General features: G+C 72.3%; 20 protein-coding genes. 15 read left to right on the plus strand and 5 right to left on the minus strand.

All coding sequences use genetic code 11. From position 1 onward, the window contains the following. Positions 1 to 45 precede the first annotated feature (45 nt). The 3 genes from ACIQPR_RS20075 to ACIQPR_RS20085 form a co-directional block, all read right to left on the minus strand. Positions 46 to 1044 (minus strand): NAD-dependent epimerase/dehydratase family protein, encoded by a 999-nt coding sequence (locus ACIQPR_RS20075; RefSeq protein WP_403650051.1) that lies wholly within the window; start codon positions 1042 to 1044, stop codon positions 46 to 48. A gap of 115 nt (positions 1045 to 1159) precedes the next feature. After that, a complete protein-coding gene (locus ACIQPR_RS20080; RefSeq protein ID WP_403650054.1) occupies positions 1160 to 1843 on the minus strand; it encodes a response regulator in 684 nt (227 codons plus the stop codon). Then, on the minus strand, positions 1840 to 3069 hold the full coding sequence (locus ACIQPR_RS20085; protein ID WP_403650057.1) for a sensor histidine kinase: 1230 nt from the start codon (positions 3067 to 3069) through the stop codon (positions 1840 to 1842). The genes ACIQPR_RS20080 and ACIQPR_RS20085 overlap by 4 nt, the downstream gene beginning before the upstream one ends. Before the next feature lie 230 nt (positions 3070 to 3299). On the opposite strand from ACIQPR_RS20085, the gene ACIQPR_RS20090 reads away from it, so the two are divergent. Both ACIQPR_RS20090 and ACIQPR_RS20095 read left to right on the plus strand, forming a co-directional pair. Next, positions 3300 to 4736 carry a nitrilase-related carbon-nitrogen hydrolase gene (locus ACIQPR_RS20090; RefSeq protein WP_403650060.1) on the plus strand — a complete coding sequence of 479 codons (1437 nt, stop codon included), beginning with the start codon at positions 3300 to 3302 and terminating at the stop codon, positions 4734 to 4736. 126 nt (positions 4737 to 4862) lie between these two features. Then, positions 4863 to 6212 (plus strand): hypothetical protein, encoded by a 1350-nt coding sequence (locus tag ACIQPR_RS20095; RefSeq protein ID WP_403650063.1) that lies wholly within the window; start codon positions 4863 to 4865, stop codon positions 6210 to 6212. 70 nt (positions 6213 to 6282) lie between these two features. On the opposite strand, the gene ACIQPR_RS20100 is transcribed toward ACIQPR_RS20095, so the two are convergent. Then, entirely contained in the window at positions 6283 to 7314 is a 1032-nt protein-coding gene (locus tag ACIQPR_RS20100) for a LacI family DNA-binding transcriptional regulator (protein ID WP_403650066.1), read from the minus strand. A gap of 177 nt (positions 7315 to 7491) precedes the next feature. Here ACIQPR_RS20100 and ACIQPR_RS20105 point away from each other — a divergent pair, with 177 nt between their 5' ends. Beyond that, on the plus strand, positions 7492 to 9513 hold the full coding sequence (locus tag ACIQPR_RS20105; protein WP_403650069.1) for a beta-galactosidase: 2022 nt from the start codon (positions 7492 to 7494) through the stop codon (positions 9511 to 9513). 305 nt (positions 9514 to 9818) lie between these two features. Beyond that, a complete protein-coding gene (locus tag ACIQPR_RS20110; RefSeq protein ID WP_403650072.1) occupies positions 9819 to 10100 on the plus strand; it encodes an ArsR family transcriptional regulator in 282 nt (93 codons plus the stop codon). A gap of 45 nt (positions 10101 to 10145) precedes the next feature. Here the strand turns inward: ACIQPR_RS20110 and ACIQPR_RS20115 are convergent, their stop codons facing one another. Then, entirely contained in the window at positions 10146 to 10988 is an 843-nt protein-coding gene (locus tag ACIQPR_RS20115; protein ID WP_403650075.1) for a ribonuclease BN, read from the minus strand. 380 nt (positions 10989 to 11368) lie between these two features. Here ACIQPR_RS20115 and crcB (ACIQPR_RS20120) point away from each other — a divergent pair, with 380 nt between their 5' ends. The 11 genes from crcB (ACIQPR_RS20120) (at position 11369) to ACIQPR_RS20170 (ending at position 22264) form a co-directional block, all read left to right on the plus strand. Next, positions 11369 to 11830 (plus strand): fluoride efflux transporter CrcB, encoded by a 462-nt coding sequence (crcB, locus tag ACIQPR_RS20120; RefSeq protein ID WP_403650078.1) that lies wholly within the window; start codon positions 11369 to 11371, stop codon positions 11828 to 11830. Next, positions 11827 to 12207, plus strand: coding sequence for a DUF190 domain-containing protein (locus tag ACIQPR_RS20125; protein WP_403650081.1), 381 nt, complete (start codon positions 11827 to 11829; stop codon positions 12205 to 12207). Before crcB (ACIQPR_RS20120) ends, ACIQPR_RS20125 begins: the two co-directional genes overlap by 4 nt. Next, positions 12204 to 12578 carry a fluoride efflux transporter CrcB gene (gene crcB, locus ACIQPR_RS20130; RefSeq protein ID WP_403650084.1) on the plus strand — a complete coding sequence of 125 codons (375 nt, stop codon included), beginning with the start codon at positions 12204 to 12206 and terminating at the stop codon, positions 12576 to 12578. The genes ACIQPR_RS20125 and crcB (ACIQPR_RS20130) overlap by 4 nt, the downstream gene beginning before the upstream one ends. Positions 12579 to 12666: 88 nt before the next feature. Then, complete coding sequence (locus ACIQPR_RS20135; protein WP_403650087.1) at positions 12667 to 13503, plus strand: undecaprenyl-diphosphate phosphatase; 837 nt, start codon at positions 12667 to 12669, stop codon at positions 13501 to 13503. A gap of 172 nt (positions 13504 to 13675) precedes the next feature. Continuing rightward, entirely contained in the window at positions 13676 to 14353 is a 678-nt protein-coding gene (locus ACIQPR_RS20140; protein ID WP_403650629.1) for a FadR/GntR family transcriptional regulator, read from the plus strand. After that, positions 14350 to 15792, plus strand: coding sequence for an amino acid permease (locus ACIQPR_RS20145; protein ID WP_403650089.1), 1443 nt, complete (start codon positions 14350 to 14352; stop codon positions 15790 to 15792). Before ACIQPR_RS20140 ends, ACIQPR_RS20145 begins: the two co-directional genes overlap by 4 nt. 31 nt (positions 15793 to 15823) lie before the next feature. Next, a complete protein-coding gene (locus ACIQPR_RS20150) occupies positions 15824 to 16843 on the plus strand; it encodes an asparaginase (RefSeq protein WP_403650092.1) in 1020 nt (339 codons plus the stop codon). Positions 16844 to 16959: 116 nt separating this feature from the next. Then, complete coding sequence (gene aspA, locus ACIQPR_RS20155) at positions 16960 to 18369, plus strand: aspartate ammonia-lyase (RefSeq protein ID WP_403650095.1); 1410 nt, start codon at positions 16960 to 16962, stop codon at positions 18367 to 18369. A 35-nt stretch (positions 18370 to 18404) separates the two neighbouring features. Then, positions 18405 to 19337, plus strand: a complete 933-nt coding sequence (locus tag ACIQPR_RS20160; protein WP_403650098.1) for a glutaminase — start codon at positions 18405 to 18407, stop codon at positions 19335 to 19337. A 159-nt stretch (positions 19338 to 19496) separates the two neighbouring features. Further along, positions 19497 to 20891, plus strand: coding sequence for a polyprenol phosphomannose-dependent alpha 1,6 mannosyltransferase MptB (gene mptB / locus ACIQPR_RS20165; protein WP_403650101.1), 1395 nt, complete (start codon positions 19497 to 19499; stop codon positions 20889 to 20891). Beyond that, complete coding sequence (locus tag ACIQPR_RS20170) at positions 20888 to 22264, plus strand: glycosyltransferase 87 family protein (protein WP_403650104.1); 1377 nt, start codon at positions 20888 to 20890, stop codon at positions 22262 to 22264. Before mptB ends, ACIQPR_RS20170 begins: the two co-directional genes overlap by 4 nt. Positions 22265 to 22269 lie beyond the last annotated feature (5 nt).

Here is a 22269-nt window from a genome sequence, read left to right on the forward strand (position 1 = left end):
CCGGGGCGGGCGGAACGGGGAGAACGTCGCCGGGCTGCCCGCCCGCTACCGCTCCCCGCGCAGCTTGGCCCCCGCGAACTCGCGCATCCCCTCCGGGAACCGGACCTCCGCCCGCCAGCCCAGCTCGGCGCGCAGCCGGGAGGAGTCCGCCGTGATGTGCCGGACGTCGCCCAACCGGTACTCCCCGGTCACCACGGGCTCCGGCCCGCCGTACGCGGCGGCCAGCGCCCGCGCCATCTCGCCGACCGTGCGCGGGTCACCGCTGCCGGTGTTGTACGCGGTCAGCGCTCCGGCCGCGGGCCCGGACTCCAGCGCCGCCACATTCGCCGCCGCCACGTCCCGTACGTGCACGAAGTCCCGCCGCTGGCCGCCGTCCTCGTACACGCGCGGTGCCTCGCCGCGGGCGAGCGCGGACCGGAAGAAGGAGGCGACCCCGGCGTACGGGGTGTCGCGCGGCATCCTCGGGCCGTACACGTTGTGGTAGCGCAGCGAGACGGCCGTACCGCCCGTGGAGCGGGCCCACGCCGACGCCAGATGCTCCTGCGCCAGCTTGGTCGTCGCGTACACGTTGCGGGGGTCGGCCGGAGCGTCCTCGCCGACCAGCCCGGGCCTCAACTCCGCGCCGCAGCGCGGACACCGGGGCTCGAAGCACCCCGCGTCCAGATCGCCTGCGGCCCTGGGCCCCGGCCGTACCGGACCGTGCCGCCCGCAGGTGTACGCGCCCTCGCCGTAGACAACCATCGACCCGGCGAGCACCAGTCGGCGCACCCCCGCGTCGGCCATCGCGGCCAGCAGCACGGCCGTACCGAGGTCGTTGTGCGAGACGTAGTCGGGCGCGTCGCCGAAGCGCGTGCCCAGTCCCACCATCGCCGCCTGGTGGCACACGGCGTCCACGCCCGGCAGCGCGGACGCGACCGCCTGCGGATCGCGCACCTCGTGGCCCTCGCGCAGGTCGAAGACGACCGGCTCGTGACCGCGCGCGGCCAGCGCCTCGACGACATGGGACCCGATGAAACCGGCACCGCCGGTGACCAGTACGCGCATGGGACAGACGCTAGGACCGCCGCACCACCGCCCGGCACCGGCACGGCCGCCGTGTCACCGGTCCGTAAGACATGGTCGGCGTCGGCGTCGGCGTCGGCACCGCCACCGGCACGGTTCAGGTGAGGCCCGCCCGCTGCGCGAGCAGGGCGGCCTGCACCCGGTTGTCGAGGCCGAGGCGCGTGAGGACGCGGTTGACGCGGCTCTTCACGTTCGCCTCGCTGAGCCCGAGGTCCGTGGCGATCCGGGAGTTGGACAGGCCGCGCGCGACCAGGACGAGAACCTGGAGTTCGCGCTCGGTGAGCAGTTCCGTCAGCGCGGGCTCACCGGGCTGCGCCGGCGGCGGGCCGGGCAGGAGCGCGGTGGGCAGCGCGGTCAGCGTGTCGATGAGCCGGCGGGTCACGCTCGGCGCGAGCACGGGCTCCCCGCCGGCCGCCGCGTGGAGGGCGCGGGCGAGGTCGTCGGGACGGCTGTTCTTCAGCAGGAAGCCGGCCGCGCCCGCGCGCAGCGCCGCGTGCACGTACTCGTCCAGGTCGAACGTGGTGAGCACGACGACCCGCGGCGCCGGGCCCGGCCCGGGCCAGTCGCCGACGATGCGCCGGGTGGCCTCGACACCGGTCGTGCCGGGCATCCGTACATCCATCAGCACGACGTCGGGCCGGAGTTCGACCGCCCGCGCCACGGCCTGTTCCCCGTCCGCCGCCTCACCGACGACTGTCAGGCCCGCGCGGCGGTCGATGACCAGCCGCAGCGCGGTCCGGACGATCTCCTGGTCGTCGACGACGAGCACACGTACGGTCATCCGGCCGCCCCCGCCGGCCGTGACGCCGTCCCGGACAGTACGGCGCGCAGCCCCCAGCCGCCGTCCGCGCGCGGCCCCGCGGCCAGTTCACCGTCGAAGGCCGCGACGCGTTCCCGCATACCGATCAGCCCGCGCCCGGAGCCGGTGACGGGCCGATGACCCGGCGCCGCCGGGCCGTTGCGCACCTCGATCACGAGGCCGCTGTCGTCACCGCGCACGCTGACCTCCACATCCACCGGCCCTGCGTGCCTGACCACGTTCGTCAGCGCCTCCTGGACGATCCGGTACGCCGACACCCGCATCCCCGCCGACGGCGCCGCCCCCGCCCGGATCTCCGGCGCGTACGTGACCCGGCACCCCGCCGACCGGGCGGCGTCGAGGAGCGTGTCGAGGTGGTCCAGGGACGGCTCGGGCGCCGGTTCCCGCTCCCGGAACGACAGCAGCCCGAGCAGCCGCCGCATCTCGACGAGCGCGGTGTCGGCGGTCACGGCGATCAGCTCCACCCCGCGGGCGGCGAGCGGCGGATCGTCGTCCATGACGTCCTGCGCGGCACGTGCCTGTACGGCGATGGCACTGACGTGGTGGGCGACGACGTCGTGCAGATCGCGGGCGATACGGGCCCGCTCGGCGACCGCCGCCTGCCGGGCGTTGAGCTCCCGCTCGGCCCGCAGCCGCCGGTTGAGGTCGCGCAGCCGGTCGGCGTCCGCGCCGATCCTGCGTGCGCCGTGTCCCAGGACCCAGGCGAGGGCGAAGAAGAAGACGAACGTGGTGGCGCTGATCGGTTCGAGGGACCCGGGACGCGGTGTCTGCCAGTGCCCGCCGAGCGCGTCGGCGGTCATCGCCGCGGCCAGGCACAGCACGGTCCCCGGCAAGCTGACCGCGACCGGCTCGTACCGGGCGAGGGCGTACACCCCGAGCATCAGCAGGAACGGGCCGGGGATCTTCCCCGGGATCGGGTCGAGCACCTGGAAGGCGACGTAGAGGACGGTCATCGCGGCCATCACACTGCGAGGACGGGTGCGCCGCCACAGCAGCGGGACGGTCTGCGCTCCCCACAGGGCCACGGCCCATGCGCCCGGCGCGGGGCTGCGGCCGAGCACGGTGGCCATGTCGAACAGCGTCAGACCGCCGCCGAGCACGACATCCGTCAGACGCGGCCGGGCGGCGAACCAGCGCTGTGCGGTCCGTGGCAGGGCCCTTGTCCGCATGACCGTCTCAGTGACCATCTCAGTTCATCAGGCTAGGGCAGCGGCGGTCCGCCGGGATCCTCCGCGAGACGCGCATCGAAGGTTGCGCGGTCCCGCGGGAGATCGCCGCGGGGACGGAGGCGCCCGAGGGGCCCGCGCTCCTAGCGTCGTTGTCCATGACGAACCTCCCCGCAGCACGGACCCGCCCTTCCATCGCTACGGCTGAAGCCGCCAAGTCCCTTGACCGGGAGCGGAGTTCGCGGCCCGCCGTGAGACGAGCCCTGTTCCTCCTCGGCACCGGGACGGCGTTGTTCGCGGTCGGTGGACGGTGGGACGTCCCGGCCGCCGCCTGGATCTCCCTGACGCTTCTGCTGCGCTTCACGCGGCTCGGCCGGGCGTGGTCCGGCGCCCTGTGGATCTGGGCGGCGCACGCGGTGGCCGCCGTCTTCTGGGTCCAGGAGTCGGCGATCGGCCTCGGCCCGGTGGTGGTCACGGGCGCCGTCGCGCTGGCCGCCCTCCAGACACTGCCGTTCCTGGCCGACCGACTGCTGACCGGCCGGCTGCGCCCCGGGTGGGCGGCCCTCGTCTTCCCGGCCGGCGTCGCGGCCACCGAGTTCCTGATCACCGTGGTGTCCCCGTTCGGTACCGCCTACGGCTCGCTCGCGGTGACCCAGTACGGCGACCTTCCGCTCCTCCAGGTCGTGTCCGTCACCGGACCGTGGGGGATCGGTTTCCTGATCGCCTACTTCGCCAGTACCGTCAACCGCGTCTGGGAACGGCCCAGTTGGCGGGCCGGCCGGGTCTACGTGGCCGTACTGCTGACCGTCGTGACCGCCGGAGGCGCCCGTCTGGCCCTCGCCCCCTCCACGGCACCCACCGTCCGCGTCGCCGGTGTCAGCCCCGCCCGGAGCGTCACCGACGCCCAGCGGGCGGTGTTCGCGCGGGTCCCGGACATCGCCACCGCGCCCGCCGCGACGGTCGAACCCGCCATGACCGCCGTCGAGAACGACCTGCTGGCCGCGACCCGGCGCGAGGCCGCCGCCGGGGCGCGGATCGTGATCTGGCCCGAGGAGGCCGTCAAGGTCCAGGAGTCCCACGCGCCGGCCGCCGTCGCCGCGGCCCAGGACCGGGCCCGCCGGTCCGGCGTCTACCTGGAGATCGGAGTCCGCGTCTACAGCAGGAGCGGCCCCGCCCACGACAAGGACGAGGCGCTCCTGATCGACCCGCGCGGCAAGGTGCTGTGGACCTACCGGAAGGCCCACCCCATCCCGGGCTCCGAAAAGTTCGCGCCGGGCGACGGCCGCGTGCCCGTGGCCGACACCCCGTACGGCCGGATCGCCGACGTCATCTGCTACGACGCCGACTTCCCCGCCCTGACGCGGATCCGCGCCGACATCATGCTCGTCCCCTCCCACGACTGGCGGGAGTACGGAGCGGCGCACACCGAGAAGGCGAGCCTGCGGGCCATCGAGGGCGGCTATTCACTCATCCGCCAGGACGCGGAGGGCGTCTCGGCCGCCTACGACGACGAGGGTCATGTCCTCGCCGCCACCGACTACTTCACGACCGAACGCCAGACCATGGTGGCCTACGTGCCCATCCACGGAGTCACCACCGTCTACGACCGGATCGGCGACACCTTCGCCTGGCTCTGCCTGCTCTGCGTCCTCGCCCTCACGGTCACCGCCCTGGCCCGCCCGAAGTGACGGACCGTGCCCGCCGAACGGTACGGACCCGCCTCCCGCTACAACCTTCCGTCCCGCCAGACCGTCCAACTCCCGCCCGGCACAGCTCAGTTGCCGGGCCTCGGCCGTACCAACATGGGGGATGTCATGAGATCTGTCTCCGTCCGGCGTCGCTTGCGTCGCGGAGCCTGCGCGGGCGCCGTGGGGGCGTTGGTCCTCACCGGTCTCGGGAGCGGGGCCGCCTTCGCCGACGACGAGCCGCAGACCGATCAGCTGTCGATCCAGGCGCCGTACGACCAGTCGATCACCGTGGCGCCGGCCGGCGGCACCGCGCAGTACCGGACGCTGAAGCTCGGTCTGTACCACGACAACGGCAACTTCACGGTCACGGACGGCCGGCTGACCGTCGACGCCTCCGGGCTCGCCGGGGTCGCCGAGGTGGCCTGGCCCGACAACTGCACGCCGGACGACGCGGGCACCGTCGCGGTCTGCGACACCGGGGACGTGCCCACCACCTGGACCACTCAGGTCCAGCTCCAGGTGCGGGCCGTCGCGGGCGCCGCCGTGGGGGCGCAGGGCACGATCGAGTACTCCGCCGAGGCCACCGGCGGACCCGACGGCACGCTCACCGCCCCGGAGGGCAGCGCGGAGACCCCCGTCACCGTCCGCTCCGGCCCGGACCTCGGCGTCGAGGCCCCGCACGCCACGGCCGGCGTCGCGCTCGGCACCGACCTCACGGTGCCGTTCGCCATCACCAACACGGGCAACGAGACCGCCCACGGCTTCACGGTCCAGCTGTACGCGACGTACGGCCTCGACGTCGTCACCCGCTACCCGCAGTGCACCTACACCGAGCCGGACGCCAGCGGCACCTACATGCCCATGACGCACGCGACCTGCGCCTTCGACACCGACATCGCACCCGGCGCCACCGTCGAACTGCCCGCGCCCCTGCACCTCACCGTCAACGACCACGCGCTCTTCGAGCGGTTCGACTACGACATCGAGCCCGTCGACGGCGTCACCGACCTCGACAGCTCGGACAACAGCCGCGCCTGGAACATCGACGCCGACAACACCGCCGACTTCGCCGCGCACGGCAACGAGGTGAGCGGCGCGGTCGGCGACACCGTCACCGCCGCCGTCCGGTTCACCAACGACGGACCGGCCTGGGTCGCCAACGCCGGCTCCGGCGACCCGGTCGCCGTGGTCGACTTCTACGTCCCGGAAGGCACCACCGCCACGTCCGTGCCCGCGGACTGCCACGGTGCCCGGACATCGGGCGACGACCCGGCCGTCGCCCACTACGCCTGCTCCCTGCCCATCTGGGCGGGGCCCGGCACGGACATCGGCTTCCCGTTCCAACTGCGCATCGACCGGGTCGTCCCCGACGCGACCGGCCGCGTCCTAGTGACTCCGCACGCCGACCGGCCCGTCGCCTTCGACCCGAACACCGCGAACAACACGGCCGAGGTGGTCGTCAACCCGACCGCCTGAGAACGCTGAGCGACGAGGGGGCGGGCCGACGGCCCGCCCCCTCCCGCGTCTCGTGCGTGTCCTACGTCTTCTACGTCGACTCGCGCTTCACCAGCTCCGTCGGCAGGATCACCGCCGCCGTGTCCTCGCCGCCGATCTGCGCCAGCAGCACCCGCACCATCTCCGCGCTGATCCGGTCGAACGGCTGCCGCATCGTGGTGAGTTCGGGGCTGGAGGCGAGCGCGGCGGGGGAGTCGTCGAAGCCGCCCACGGCCACGTCCTCCGGCACCCGCCGCCCGGCCCGCTCCAGCGTGGTCAGCACACCGCGCGCCATCAGGTCGGAGGCGACGAACACGGCGTCCAGGTCCGGCACCTGGGCGAGCAGCCGCTCGGCGCCCCGCTCGCCGCTGAGCCGGCTGTAGTCGCCGGAGACGACGAGCCGGTCGTCCGCCTCGACGCCCGCCTCGGCGAGCACCTCCTTGTAACCCGCGAGCCGCTCGACACCGCCCGGGGTGTCCAGCGGGCCGGTGACCGTGCCGATGCGGCGGCGGCCCAGGGAGAGCAGGTGCCGGGTCATGTCCCGGGCGCCGTCCCGGTCGTCGGCGGCCACATAGCTGATCTTGGAGCCGAGCCCGATCGGCTTGCCGCACGCGACCAGCGGCACGCCCGCCTCGTTCAGCTCCTCCGCCACCGGGTTCCCGGAGTGGCTGGAGACCAGCAGGACGCCGTCGACATGCCCGGAGGTGATGTACCGCGTGATGCGCCGCCGCTCGTCCTCGGTGCCGGCCAGCATCAGCAGCAGCGGGATGTCGTGCGCGGCCAGCGCCTGGGTGCAGCCGCGCAGCAGGACGTTGAAGTTCGGGTCCTCGAAGAACTTCTCCTGCGGTTCCGTCAGCAGGAAGCCGACCGAGTCCGAACGCCCGGTGATCAGCGAGCGGGCGTGCCGGTTCACGACGTAACCCGTCCTGCGGATGGCCGCGTTGACGGCCTCCTGCGCGGCCGGGCTCACATAGTGCCCGCCGTTGAGGACGCGCGAGACCGTGCCCCGCGAGACGCCCGCCTCGCGTGCCACGTCATGGATCGTCGGCGGCCTGCGCCGACCCCCCGTAGTGCTCATGGTCACGACTCTACGGCTCCCGGGCCCGGAGCTTGAAGCACCACTATGGGAGCGTTCACAGCATTCCTGGCACGGAAACGACAGGCGCACTTGTCAGCGGTCACGGACGTGCGGTTATGTTGAGGTCGCGCCGCACGGCGTGTTGTGTGCACGTTCCCAAATGATCGACTACGGGAGAGATCCATGCCGGAGACCACACCCAAGGGGCTCACCAGGCTCGCCTTCGGTGGGGACTACAACCCCGAGCAGTGGCCGGAGAGCGTCTGGCAGGAGGACGTCCGGCTGATGCGGGAGGCCGGCGTCACCATGGTGAGCGTCGGGATCTTCTCCTGGGCCCTGCTGGAGCCCGAGCCCGGCGAGTACGACTTCGGCTGGCTCGACCGGATCATCGACCTCCTGCACGCCAACGGCATCCGCGTCGACCTCGGCACGCCCACCGTCGCCCCGCCCGCCTGGTTCTACCGCGCCCACCCCGAGGCCCTGCCCGTCACCGCCGACGGCACCCGCCACGAGTTCGGCTCGCGCGGCGCGATCTGCCACAGCAACGCCGACTACCGCGCCGCCGCCGCGAACATCACCACCCGGCTCGCCGAGCGCTACGGCACCCACCCCGCCCTCGCGCTGTGGCACGTCTTCAACGAGTACGGCGTCCCCGTCTCCGCCTGCTACTGCGACTCCTGCGCCGCCCACTTCCGCCGCTGGCTGACCGGGACGTACGGGAGCGTCGACGGCGTCAACGAAGCCTGGGGCACGGCCTTTTGGGGCCAGCGGTACGGGGACCTCGGCCAGATCAATCCGCCGCGTCTCACGCCGACCGCCGTCAACCCGGCCCAGGCGCTGGACTACACGCGGTTCGCGGACGCCACCATGCGCGAGAACTTCGTCGCCGAACGGGACATCCTGCACCGCCTCGCCCCCGGCATCCCGGTGACCACCAACTTCATGGCCGCCCTCAGCCAGTGCGAGTCCGTCGACTACTGGGCCTGGGGCCGCGAGGTCGACCTCGTCACCAACGACCACTACCTGATCACCGACGGCCGCCGCACCCATGTCAACCTCGCGATGGCCGCCGACCTCACCCGCTCCGTCGCGGGCGGCGCCCCCTGGCTGCTCCTCGAACACTCCACCTCGGGCGTCAACTGGCAGCCCCGCAACCCCGCCAAGGCCCCCGGCCAGATGGCCCGCAACGCCCTCTCGCACGTCGCGCGCGGCTCGGACGGCGCGATGTTCTTCCAGTGGCGCCAGTCCCGGCGCGGCGCCGAGAAGTTCCACTCGGCGATGCTCCCGCACGGCGGCACGGAGACCCGCGTCTGGCGCGAGGTGGTCGAACTCGGCACGTCGGTCGAGCAGTTGAGCGCCGTCCGCGGCAGCCGCACGCGGGCCGACGTGGCCGTCGTATGGGACTGGCACTCGTGGTGGGCGCAGAAGCTGGAGTGGCGCCCCAGCCAGGACCTGGACGCCCGCGAGCGCGCCGACGCGTTCTACGAGGCCCTCTACGACCGTCACCTCACGGTCGACTTCGCCCACCCGGAAGCCGACTTGTCGGCCTATCCCCTTGTCGTCGTGCCCGCGCTGTACCTGATGACGGAGACGGCCGGCCGCAACCTGAAGCGGTACGTCGAGCGGGGCGGCACCCTCGTCGTCTCCTGCTTCTCCGGCATCGTCGACGAGCACGACGCCGTCCACGAGGGCGCGTATCCCGGCGCCCTGCGGGACGTGCTCGGCCTGACCGTCGAGGAGTTCTCGCCCCTGCTGGAGGGCGACCGGGTGCGCGTCACCGGCCCGGACGGCTCCGAACTCACCGGCGACGTATGGACGGAGTTCGTGGTCCCGCGCGGCGCCGAGACCGTGTGGACGTACGCCGAGGGCCTCACCGCCGGCCGCCCCGCCGTCACCCGGCACCGCCTCGGCGAGGGCACCGCCTGGTACGTGTCCACGCGTCTCGACCCGCGCGGCCTCGACGCGGTGCTCGGCCGGGCGGCCGAGGACGCCCGGGTCGCCCCGCGCGCCGACCTGCCCCGCGACGTCGAAGTCGTCCGCAGGGAAGGCGAGTCGGGCGGTTTCCTCTTCGCGATCAACCACACCGCCTCGGATGTCAAGGTGCCACTGAGCACCGAAGGCACCGAACTCCTCACCGGCGAACGGGCGGCGGGCGGTCTCGCCGTTCCCGCCGGTGCCGTCCGGGTCGTACGACTCGACGGCTGAGCGGGCTCCCCTCCGCCCGCGCGAGCCGTGTGCCGCGGGCGGAGGGGGACGTACCGGGGCCGGTGCGCGTGCGTTCCTGTGCGACTGAGGCGGTGTGGTTCGGCCAACTCCGCTGCGGGATAACGGAGTTCACTCCCGGCGGTCTCGTCGTGTCCCGTGCGTCGCCGCCTGCCTCAGCGGTGGCGGTCGCGGCGCACAGGAACGGCCGGTCCCGGACAAGGGGCACCGAGTCCGGGACGCGGCGGGGCGTGCTGCGGGAGAGTGGGAGGACGCGGCGAGCGGCGCGCAGGACGGAGGGGCACGAGATGCTGAGGACTCCGGCAAGTCAGCGGCGATGGGACATCCTGGAGTGGCTGAGAGACCCGGCCGCCCACTTCCCGGCACACCGGTGTCTCGCCGAGGCCGGGGTCAGTTCGGAAGCGGTGGCGGCCAAGCTGGGCGTGTCCCGCCAGGTCGCCGAGACCCACCTCGAACTCCTCGTGTCCCTGGGCCTGTTGCGCACCCGGCGGATCCGGCTGCGTACCTACTACCAGCGCGACGAGGTCCGGATCGCCGAGGTGGCCCGGATGTTCGAGAAGGGCTGGTAGCCCCGGCCGTCGCTCCGGGCCACGCTCCGGCCCATGCCCCGGGCCTCACACCGTGTCGTGCCCGGTGTCCTGCCCGGTGTCCGCGTCCCGCGCTCCCTCCGGCCCGGTGCGGAACGGCGCTCGCGGGTCCGCGAACCGTTCGCACAGCAGCCTGCCCACCAGCGCGCCCCCGTAGAGCACGAACCCCACGCCGACCAGCCAGGACTCCACCACCAGCACCGTGCCGACCGGGCCGTAGCTGACCGCGTTGGTGACCAGGAGCGGGGTGAACACCAGGTACGAGAACCAGCGCAGGCCGACCAGTCCCGCCATCGTGGCGACCGCGCCCGGCAGGAGGTAGCGCCAGTGGACCTGGCGGCTGAGCAGGAAGTGCGGGCCCCACCAGAAGAACAGCAGACCGGCCGCCATGCCGAGCAGGACGCGGGGCGTGCCCGCGAGGACGTCACGGGTCCGCACCTGCGCGTACAGATAGCCCATCAGCATGACCAGCCAGATCAGTTGGCGCCAGACGCGGTGCCAGGGCGCGCCGCTCGGGCGCCACACGTGCTCGTAGCCGCTCTGCACGCTCGACGCGAAGGACAGCCCGAAGAGCGCGAGCAGTGCCACGCTCCAGGCGCTGGTGGTGCCGATGACCTTGCGGGGCGGGGTGAAGACGTCGGTGAGCGCGCGGGCCGAGCGGCCGGACAGGTCCATGCCGTCCACCAGCCACAGCGCGAAGCCGCCGTGCCCGATCGGATCGGCCGCGGCCACCACGATCAGCAGCGGCGCCAGCGTGACCAGGGCGAGCGTCGCGAACCCCATGGCCCGGTGCAGCAGCTCCAACTCCCGCCCGCGCCGGGTGAGTTCGGCGAGGCCCAGCCGCCGCCAGACGGTGCGGACGCGGTTCACCGGCGGATTCCCGCGCGACGGGCGGCCGACCATGTCATCGTCGGCCCCCTTTCCCGCTTCTCGCCTCCCCGCCTCTCGCCGAGCGGCAGCGCGATCCGGGTCACCGGGAATGGGCTCGGCAAACGTGCCCGGGTGCCACGACGACCGGCGGGAACAGCAAGCGTACGCGCGCCGGACCCACCCGTGGAGGTGTGCGAGCCGCCCGCCCCGAAGTGACCCCGGCACGTCACCGGCGTTACCCTGATGCCCGGCCGCGAGCACTCCTCGCGGCGCGGCGGTGGGGCCCGCCGTACCCGAACCGCGGCAGAGGTGCCGCCAACGGTCCCTACTTGTAGAGGCGTGTGCCCGAAGGGCCCCCGACGAGTAGGAGACGTACGGTTATGACAGCCCCCGAAGCCGAGAGCGTGCGCGCCCGGCCACAGGCCTCGCGGCCGTCCGTCTGGCACGGTCAGGGACCCGTGGTCGCCGTCGTCGCGCTGGGCGGCGCGATCGGCGCGGTGGCCCGGTACGCGGCCTCCCTGTGGTGGCCCGCGCAGAGCGGCGGATTCCCCTGGACGACGTTCTGGATCAATGTCGTCGGGTGCGCCGTGATCGGCGTGTTCATGGTGGTCATCACCGATGTGTGGGCCGCCCACCGGCTGGTCCGGCCGTTCTTCGGCACGGGTGTGCTCGGCGGCTTCACCACCTTCTCGACGTACGCCGTCGACATCCAGAAACTGGTCGACGCGGGCCATCCCCGCACCGCGCTGGCCTATCTCGCCGCGACCCTGCTCGCGGCCCTCGCGGCGGTGCGGCTCGCGGTGACGGCGGCCCGGCGCGTCCTGAAGTGGAGGCAGCGATGACCAGGCTGACCGGCAGCGCCCTGCGCGTGACCGTCTTCATCGGCGAGAACGACACCTGGCACCACAAGCCCCTCTACACGGAGATCGTCCACCGCGCGCACACCGCCGGCCTGGCCGGTGCCAGCGTCTTCCGGGGCATCGAGGGCTTCGGCGCCTCCTCCCTGATCCACACCACCCGGCTGCTGTCGCTCAGCGAGGACCTGCCGGTGGCGATCGTGATCGTGGACACCGAGGAGCGCGTACGGGCCTTCCTGCCGCAGCTCGACGAACTGGTCACCGAGGGCCTGGTGATCCTCGACGACTGCGAGGTCATCAGCTACGTCGGCCGCGCGGACGAGCCCGGCGAAACGGACGTGAAGGGTAAGAGCTCGTTGTGAACTGGCTGTTGGTCGTGGCGGGAGCCGTCGTCGGCGCCCCGCTGCGCTATCTCACCGACCGCGCGGTCCAGACCCGGCACGACTCGGTGTTCCCGTGGGGCACCTTCGCGGTGAACGTCACCGGCTGTCTGATCCTGGGCACCCTGACCGGTGCGGTGTCCGCCGGTGCGGCGGGCTCGCATCTCCAACTCCTGGTCGGTACAGGCCTTTGCGGGGCCCTGACGACGTACTCGACCTTCTCGTACGAGACACTGCGACTGACCGAGACAGGGGCGGGGCTCTACGCCGCCGCCAATGTCGTCGGCAGCGTGACGGCGGGCCTCGGTGCGGCATTTGTCGGGGTGTCGATCGCGCAGGCCCTGTGGGCGTAAGAAACCGGGCGGATCCCGCGCCCGAGCGGTACCGCCTCCAGCGCTATTGTCTACAGCACTGTCGACCAATCCCGAAGAACTGGATCCCATGAGCGTCATCAGCGTCGGTCAGGCCGCCGTCCTCGGAGTCGTCGAGGGGGTGACCGAGTTCCTGCCCGTTTCCTCCACCGGCCATCTGAAGATCGTCGAGGGGCTGATGAACATCCCCGTCGACGACAACGCCGTCGTCGGGTTCTCGGCCGTCATCCAGGTCGGCGCCATCGCCGCCGTGCTCCTGTACTTCTTCAAGGACATCGTGCGGATCGTCACCGCCTGGGGGCGCGGTCTGTTCAACCGCGAGGAGCGCTACCACCACGACTACAAGTTCGCGTGGTGGGTCATCTACTCGACCATCCCGATCGTGATCGTGGGCCTCGCCGCGAAGCCGCTCATCGACGGCCCGCTCGGCTCGCTGTGGGTGGTCGCCGCCTCGCTGATCGTGGGCAGTGGCGTCATGTGGGCGGCGGACCAGATGGGCCGGCACAAGCGCGGCGAGGACGACACCACCTTCAAGGACGCGATGCTGGTGGGCAGTTCACAGATCCTCGCGCTGCTCTTCCCCGGCTTCTCGCGCTCCGGCGCGACCATGTCCACCGGTCTCATCCTCGACCTGGACCGGCTCGCCGCCACCCGGCTCTCGTTCTTCCTCGGCATCCCCGCCCTGACCGGCGCCGGCATCTACGAGCTGAAGGACGCCCTGGGGGCGGGCGTCGGCGCCGCCCCGCTCGCCGTCGGCACGATCGTGTCCTTCGTGGTGGCCTACGCCTCCATCGCCTGGCTGCTGAAGTTCGTCGCGAAGCACTCCTTCAACGCCTTCGTGATCTACCGGATCATCATCGGCGTCCTGCTGTTCGGGCTGCTCGGCGCGGGTGTGCTCAACAGCTGACAGCGGAGCGACGATCATGACAGCGGGCGTGAAGCCGGAATTTCAGGCTTCACGCCCGCTGTATTTTTCTTTTCCGGGCGCTTGACAGCACTGTCCCGTCACCCGCAGGATCACGTCCGTGAACCTGTCAGACAGCCAGACAGGTGGAGTCGGACCGCGGCGCGTCAGCGCCATGGAAGCGGTGCTCGTCCACCTCCGCGGCGCCATCGAGCGCGGCGACTACGCCATCGGCGCCAAGCTGCCCTCCGAGGCCGAGCTGTGCCGCACCCTGGAGATCAGCCGGCCCGTGCTGCGCGAGGCCCTGCGGGCCCTCCAGACCATGGGCCTGACCGTCTCCAAGACGGGCAAGGGCACCTTCGTGGTCGCCAACGCCGTGGAGGACCCCACCTTCGGCGACTACGCGGCCAGCGACCTGCTGGAAGTCCGCCGCCATGTAGAGATACCCGTCGCCGGGTACGCGGCGCTGCGCCGCACCCCGGAGAACCTGGACCATCTCGCCCACCTCCTGGACCGCATGGAGCGGGAGACGGACACCACCGCGTGGGTCGCCATGGACACCCTCTTCCACCTCGCGGTGGCGGAGGCCGCCCAGAACCCGGTGTTCCGCCGCGTGATCGAGGAGATCCGCGACGCGCTGGCCCGCCAGTCCGCGTTCCTCAACGAACTCGGCGGCCGGCGCGAGCAGTCCAACCGCGAGCACCGGGCGATTGTCGAGGCGCTGATCGACGGCAGCGAGCCGGACGCCGTCGAGGCCATGTCCCACCACCTCGACCGGGTCGAGACGACCCTCACCGACATCGTGCGCCCCGCGCGCACCGACACCCCCACGGAAGGCGGCCCCGAGGCGTGAGCGAGCAGTCCCTGCACGACGGCGTGCAGAAACGATCCGGCCATGTCGACGCCGGAGACGCCGGCTACAGCAAGTCCCTGAAGTCCCGGCACGTCAACATGATCGCCATCGGCGGCGCGATCGGCACCGGCCTCTTCCTCGGCGCGGGCGGTCGCCTGGCCGACGCCGGCCCGTCCCTCTTCATCGCGTACGCGGTCTGCGGCCTCTTCGCCTTCCTCGTGGTCCGCGCCCTGGGCGAACTCGTCCTCTACCGGCCCTCCTCCGGCGCCTTCGTGTCGTACGCGCGGGAGTTCCTCGGAGAGAAGGGTGCCTACGTAGCGGGCTGGATGTACTTCCTGAACTGGGCCACCACCGGCATCGCCGACATCACCGCCGTGGCCGTGTACACCCACTACTGGGGCATGTTCTCCGACATCCCTCAATGGTTGATCGCATTGATCGCCCTCGCGGTCGTGTTGACCGTCAACTTGATCTCGGTACGGCTCTTCGGCGAGCTGGAGTTCTGGTTCGCGATCATCAAGGTCAGCGCGCTCGTCGTCTTCATGCTGATCGGCATCTTCCTGCTGGCCACCCAGCACCAGGTCGACGGCACCACCCCCGGCCCGTCCCTGATCACCGACAACGGCGGCGTCTTCCCCAACGGCCTGCTGCCGATGCTCCTGATCATCCAGGGCGTCGTCTTCGCCTACGCCTCCGTCGAACTCGTCGGCGTCGCCGCGGGCGAGACCGAGAACCCCGAGAAGATCATGCCCAAGGCGATCAACTCGATCATGTGGCGCGTCGGCCTCTTCTACGTCGGCTCGGTGCTCCTGCTCTCGATGCTGCTGCCGTGGAACAAGTACAGCGCCGCCCAGAGCCCCTTCGTGACCGTGCTGTCCAACATCGGCATCCCCGCGGCGGGCGGCGTCATGAACCTCGTCGTCCTCACCGCGGCCATGTCCTCGCTCAACTCCGGCCTGTACTCCACCGGCCGCATCCTCCGCTCCATGGCGATGTCCGGCTCGGCTCCCAAGTTCACCTCGGTGATGAGCCGCAGCCAGGTCCCCTACGGCGGCATCCTGCTCACCAGCGGCATCTGCGTCCTCGGCGTCGGCCTCAACTACGTCGTGCCCGCCGACGCGTTCGAGATCGTCCTCAACTTCGCCGCGATCGGCATCCTCGCCACCTGGGGCATGATCATGCTCTGCCACCTCGTCTTCTGGCGGAAGACCGAGAACGGCGAACTCACCCGGCCCACCTACCGGTTGCCGGGTTCCCCCTGGACCGAACTGGTCACGCTGGCCTTCCTCGCCTCCGTCCTGGTCCTCATGTACGCCGACGGCGGCGCCGGACGCACCACCGTCCTGTGTCTGCCGCTGATCGCCGCCGCGCTGGTCGCCGGATGGTTCGCCGTCCGCCGCCGCGTCACGCACCCGTCCACCACCGCACCCGACGCGTGAGACCCACGCCGTCCTCACCTGACAGGCAGTGATGTACAGCAGTCCCCTCGCGGACCCACCCCTCATCCGTGAACCCCTCCACGCACCCGTCGCCCACCTCATCCGCGACGGACTGGTCGAGGGCATCCACTACGGCTCCGTCGTCGTCCTCGACACCGACGGACAGGTCCAGCTCCAACTAGGCGACATCGAGGCCGCGTTCTACCCGCGCTCGGCGATCAAGCCCGTCCAGGCCGTCGCCATGGTGCGGGCGGGCCTGCCCCTCGACGGCGAACTGCTCTCGCTCGCCGCCGCCAGCCACTCCGGCGAGGAACGCCACCTCGCCGGGACCCGGCGCATCCTCGACCTCGCCGGGCTCACCGAGGACGCTCTGCGCAACGTCCCGGACCTCCCCTTCGACCCGGCCGTCCGTGACGCGTGGATCCGCGCGGGGCGGGCGCCGTCCCGGCTCGCGCAGAACTGCTCCGGGAAGCACGCGGCGATGCTCTACGTGTCGAAACTCAACGGCTGGTCCCTCGACGACTACCTCGACCCCGGGCACCCGCTTCAGCAGGCCATCGCGGAGATCGTCGAGGATCTCACCGGGCAGCGGATCGCACGGGTGAGCGTCGACGGATGCGGGGCTCCGCTGTTCTCCATCTCCCTGCACGGGCTCGCGCGGGCCGTCGCGCGGATCACCACCGCGGCGCCGGGCACGCCCGAGGCCCGGGTCGCGGACGCGATGCGGGAGTTCCCGGAGATGGCGTCCGGGGACGGGCGGGACGTGGCCGCGCTGATGCGGGCCGTTCCCGGCCTGCTGGCCAAGGACGGCTTCGAAGGCGTCGAGGTCGCCGCGTTGCCCGACGGGCGGGCGGTCGCGGTGAAGATCGCGGACGGGGCCGGCCGGGCACGTGTGCCCGTCGCCGCCGCCGGGCTCGCGCGGGCCGGGGTTCCGGCGTCGCTGCTCGGCGAGTTCGCGGGGGAGCCGCTGCTCGGCGGCGGGGAGCCGGTGGGGTGCGTCCGGCCGGTGCGCGCACTGGACCCGGTGCCGCCGTTGTCGCCCTGCGCCTAGACCCGCCGTGGGGATGCGGGGGCCCGCCGCGGCCCGCCGCGCCCACGCGGCGGCAGCCGCACCTGGCTGCGGCCCGCGCCCCTGAACGATCTCAACCCTGCCGGAAAGAGGAACCCATGTCTGCCGTCAGCCGCCGCGAACACGACCTCCTCGGGGACCGGGACGTGCCCGCCTCCGCCTACTGGGGTGTTCACACCCTGCGGGCCACGGAGAACTTCCCCATCACCGGGACACCGATCTCCGCCTATCCGCACTTGATCAACGCCCTCGCCGCCGTCAAGGAGGCCGCCGCTCTCGCCAACGCGGAACTGGGGCTGCTGTCGGCGGAGAAGACGGCCGCCATCGTCGCCGCGTGCCGGGAGATCCGGGACGGCAAGCTGCACGACCAGTTCGTCGTGGACGTGGTGCAGGGCGGCGCGGGCACCTCCACCAACATGAACGCCAACGAGGTCGTCGCGAACCGGGCGTTGGAGCTGCTGGGGCACGGCAGGGGCGAGTACCGGCACCTGCACCCCAATGAGGACGTCAACCTGGGGCAGTCGACCAACGACGTGTATCCGACCGCGGTCAAGGTGGCGACGGTCTTCGCCGTGCACGAGTTGATCGCGTCCATGTCCGTACTCCAGGACGCGTTCGCCCGTAAGGCCGTCGAGTTCCATGACGTGCTCAAGATGGGCCGTACACAGTTGCAGGACGCGGTGCCGATGACGCTCGGTCAAGAGTTCTCGGCATACGCGGTCATGATGGACGAGGACCGTCAACGTGTTGACGAGGCCGTCCAGTTGATCCATGAAATCAACCTGGGGGCCACGGCCATCGGCACCGGACTCAACGCGCCCGCCGGATACGCGGAGTCGGCCCGCCGCCACCTCGCCGAGATCACCGGGCTGCCGCTGGTGACCGCGGCCAACCTGGTCGAGGCCACGCAGGACTGCGGGGCGTTCGTGCAGATGTCGGGTGTGCTGAAGCGGGTCGCGGTCAAGCTCTCCAAGAGCTGCAACGACCTGCGGCTGCTGTCCTCGGGGCCGCGCGCGGGGCTCGGCGAGATCAACCTGCCGCCGGTGCAGGCCGGTTCGAGCATCATGCCCGGCAAGGTCAACCCGGTGATCCCCGAGGTCGTCAACCAGGTCGCCTTCGAGGTGATCGGCAACGACGTCACCATCACGATGGCCGCCGAGGCGGGACAGCTCCAGCTCAACGCCTTCGAGCCGATCATCCTGCACTCGCTGTCGGAGTCCATCACGCATCTCGCTGCCGCCTGCCGCACCCTCGCCGAGCGCTGCGTGGACGGCATCACCGCCAACACCGAGGTGCTGCGCGCGAGCGTGGAGAACTCCATCGGCCTGGTCACCGCGCTCAACCCGCACATCGGGTACACGGCCGCCACCGACATCGCCAAGGAGGCCCTCGCCTCCGGCCGGGGGGTGGCCGAACTCGTCCTGGAGAAGGGCCTGTTGCCCGCCGAGACGCTGGCCGGCCTGCTGCGGCCCGAGGTCCTGGCCGGCAGCGGCCCGCTCGCCGGCTGACCGCGCACGCGCACCAGGACCGGCCCGGAGGCACAATGGTGATCATGTCCCCCTCGATGACCTTCCAGCCGGTCCTGGAGCGCATCGCCGGCGAGATCGAGCGGACCCCCGGCCGCGGCCGGCCCGCCGACTACATCCCGGCGCTGGCCGCCTGCGACCCGCGCAGCTTCGGCATGGCCGTCGCGGAACTGGACGGCACGGTGTACGGCGTGGGGGACTGGCGGCAGCCGTTCTCCACCCAGTCCATCACCAAGGTCTTCACCCTCGCCCTCGACCTGGCCCGCGAGGGCGACGAACTCTGGGAGCACGTGGGCCGCGAGCCCTCCGGCAACCCCTTCAACTCCCTCGTCCAGCTGGAGTACGAGAACGGCATCCCGCGCAACCCGTTCATCAACGCGGGCGCGCTCGTCGTCACCGACCGCCTCCAGACCCGTACCGGAGACGCGGCGGGCGAGCTGCTGGCCTTCCTGCGCGCGGAGAGCGGCAACGCGGGTCTGGACTTCGACAAGGAGGTCGCCGCCTCCGAGTCGGCGCACGGCGACCGCAACGCGGCCCTTGCCCACTTCATGAAGTCCTACGGGAACATCGACAACGAGGTGCCCGTCCTCCTGGACCAGTACTTCCGGCAGTGCTCCATCGAGGCGTCCTGCGCGGACCTCGCCCTCGCGGCCGGGTTCCTGGCCCGGCACGGCAGCCGCGCGGACGGCTCCCGGCTGCTCACCCTCAGCCAGGCCAAGCAGGTCAACGCGGTGATGCTGACCTGCGGCACGTACGACGCGGCGGGCGAGTTCGCCTACCGGGTGGGCCTGCCCGGCAAGAGCGGAGTGGGCGGCGGGATCATCGCCGTAGTGCCCGGTCGCTGCACGATCGCCGTGTGGAGCCCGGGACTCGACGAGCGGGGGAACTCGGTGGCCGGGGTCGCGGCCCTGGACCGTTTCACGACGCTGACCGGAGTGTCGGTGTTCTGACCGGCGGCGGCCGATCGTGGAGCGGACCGACCGTCCGGCCACGGTCGACGCACGGCTTCCGGGGCCCGATCACACGGAGGTCACGCGCAGTCCGCCGCCCGGAGAGCGGGACGTCGCTTTCCCGCCATCCCGTGTTGACACGCTGACCGAGTGTTGGCCATGGCTTTTCCCGTCGATCTCCGCCGCTGCCAGATTCTGGGTCTGGCCGGTACCGCCGTCCTCGCGCTGGGCGGCGAGACGGCCGGAGCACTCCCGTCCGCCGACCTCTTCTCCCCGGCCTCCGCGCAGGCCGCGCTGGGGCTGGTGGGCGTCTACTTCGGTGTCGTCCTGCTGATAGCGGCCTGGCTGCTGCTGGGCAGGCTGATCCGCGGTGCCGAACCGCCGAGCCCGCGCTCCCTGCTGCTGGTGCTCGCGGTGTGGGCGGCCCCGCTGCTGCTCGCGCCGCCGCTGTTCAGCCGGGACGTCTACAGCTACCTCGCGCAGGGCGCCATGGTCGACGCCCACATGGACGTCTACGCGCACGGCCCCGCCGCGCTCGGCGGCCCCCTCGCCGACGAGGTCGCCCCCCTGTGGCAGCACACCGGGGCGCCGTACGGCCCGGTGTTCCTCGCCGTGGCCTCGGGGCTGTCCGGTCTCACCCGGGGCGAACTCCCCGCCGGGCTCTTCGGGATGCGGCTCGTCGCCCTGCTCGGGGTGGGCCTGATGGCCGCCGCCCTGCCCCGGCTCGCCCGGCACAGCGGCGCCGACCCGGCCGCCGCGCTCTGGCTGGGCGCCCTCAACCCACTGGTCCTGCTCCACCTCGTCGCGGGCGCCCACAACGACGCGATCATGCTCGGGCTGCTCGGCATCGGCCTGGTCGCCGCACGCGGCCGGTGGCCGGTCCTGGGCGCCGTACTCGTCACCCTCGCCGCCCTCGTCAAGGCGCCGGCCGCGCTCGGGCTCGCCGCGGTCGTGCTGCTCCAGATCCGCGCGGGCCACCGCCCGGCCAGGGCCGTGGCCACGACCGTCGTGGCGTCCGCGGTCACCACGGTCGCCGCCACCGCGTTCGCGGGCACCGGCTACGGCTGGATCGGCGCCCTCGACACACCCGTCTCGGCGCACAACTGGGCGCTCACCAGCCTCCTCGGCCGTGCCACCGGCGCCCTCCTGGAACACCTCGGCAGCGGACTGGCCCCCTTCGCGATCCCCGCCTGGCACGCCCTCGGCCTGCTGGTCACCGGCGCGGCCGTGCTCGCCATCTGGCTGCGGCTGCGGCCCAGCCCGGTCTACGCCCTCGGCCTGAGCCTCGCGGTCGTGGCCGCCTTCGGCCCGGCGATCCGCCCCTGGTACGCCCTGTGGGGCCTGTTCCTGATCGCCGCCGCCGCGCCCAGCACGTCCGTACGCCACCGGGTGGCCGCCGTGACCGGGGTCCTGGCCCTCGCGGTCCTCCCGAGCGGCGGCCCCGCCGACATCGGACAACTCGTGCTGGCCGTCTCCGGCGGCGTCCTCGCGATCGTCGTCCTGTGGCAGGCCCGCCAGGCGGCACAGGCCCCGGCCCTGGGACGTACGGCATGAGAGCACCGAGCACCGACCGCGGCCGACTCCTCCTGGTGCTGGCCCTGGCCACCGCCGTCACCGTGTTCACCGCGACCGTCCCGCTGCTGCGCGACTGGTTCGACCTGCGCGTCTACTACGGCACCGTCCACACCTGGCTCCACCACGGCGGCCGGATCTACGACTACCACGTGCCCGGGACGACCTACGGCTTCACCTATCCGCCGTTCGCGGCCGTCAGCATGGCCCCGATGGGATACCTCGGGCTCGGCGCCGCGATCGTCGCCGCGCTGGTCCTGAACCTGCTGGCACTCGCCGTGGTGCTGCGCATCCTGGCGGGACCCGGGTGGCGCCGCCACGGCTGGTTCGGGTGGGCGCTGGTGGCCTGCGGGCTGGCGCTGTTCGAGCCGCTGCGCGACACCTTCAGCTTCGGGCAGGTGAACCTCCTGCTGCTGGCCCTCGTCCTCGGCGACGGCTGGCTGCTGTCCACCGGCCGGGGCCGCTGGGCGGGCGTCGGCATCGGCCTCGCGGCGGCCGTCAAGCTCACACCGGCGCTGTTCATCGGTCTGTTGCTGCTGGCCAGACGCTGGAAGGCCGCCGCGGTGGCGACGGCCGTGGCCCTCGCGGCGACCGGGCTCGCGGCCCTCGTCGTCCCGTCCGCGTCGGCGTTCTACTGGACCCGGGCCCTGTGGGACACCACCCGGGTGGGCCGCCTCGACTACGTCTCCAACCAGTCCCTGCAAGGCGTCCTGGCCCGCCTCGGCGAGACCGGCCGCCCGCTGTGGGCGACGGCCGTGCTGCTCGTGCTGTGCGTCTGGGCGGTGCGGGCCCGGCGCGCGGTCGTCGCGGGGGACTGGACGGCGGCCTTCGCGCTGACCGGGCTGACCGCGTGTCTGGTCAGCCCGATCACCTGGGTGCACCATCTCGTGTGGCTGCTGCCCTCGTTCGCCGTGCTGGTCCGCGCCGGGCACCCGCGGATCGCGGGCGCCCTGTACGCGGTGATGTGCACCAGCGTCGTATGGCTGTGGTTCGACGACTCCTCGGGCATCGACGGCTTCCTCGGCAGCAACACGTACACCTGGGTCACGCTCGGCCTGCTGCTGTGGCTGCCGACCGGTCAGGCCCCCGGCAGCCGTCGGCCCTTGAACCGCAACACCAGCGCCACCGCTCCCGCACCGAGCACCGCGGCCGTGACGACCGCGGCCGTCTCCGCCCATCCGGGGCCGTCGTCCGCCGCGACCGGGGCGGCCACCCGCACGGCGGCCGGACCCGGCCTCGGGCTCGTCCGCAGCGCGTCCAGCGACCCCACGGGACCGACCCGTCCGGCTGCCGCGAAACCCCAGTCGAGCAGCTCGCGCGCCTCCTCGTACACGGTGAAGCCGCCGCCGACCTGAGGGTT

The organism is Streptomyces sp. NPDC091280, assembly GCF_044768565.1.
In the GTDB taxonomy this organism is placed as follows: Bacteria; Actinomycetota; Actinomycetes; order Streptomycetales; family Streptomycetaceae; genus Streptomyces.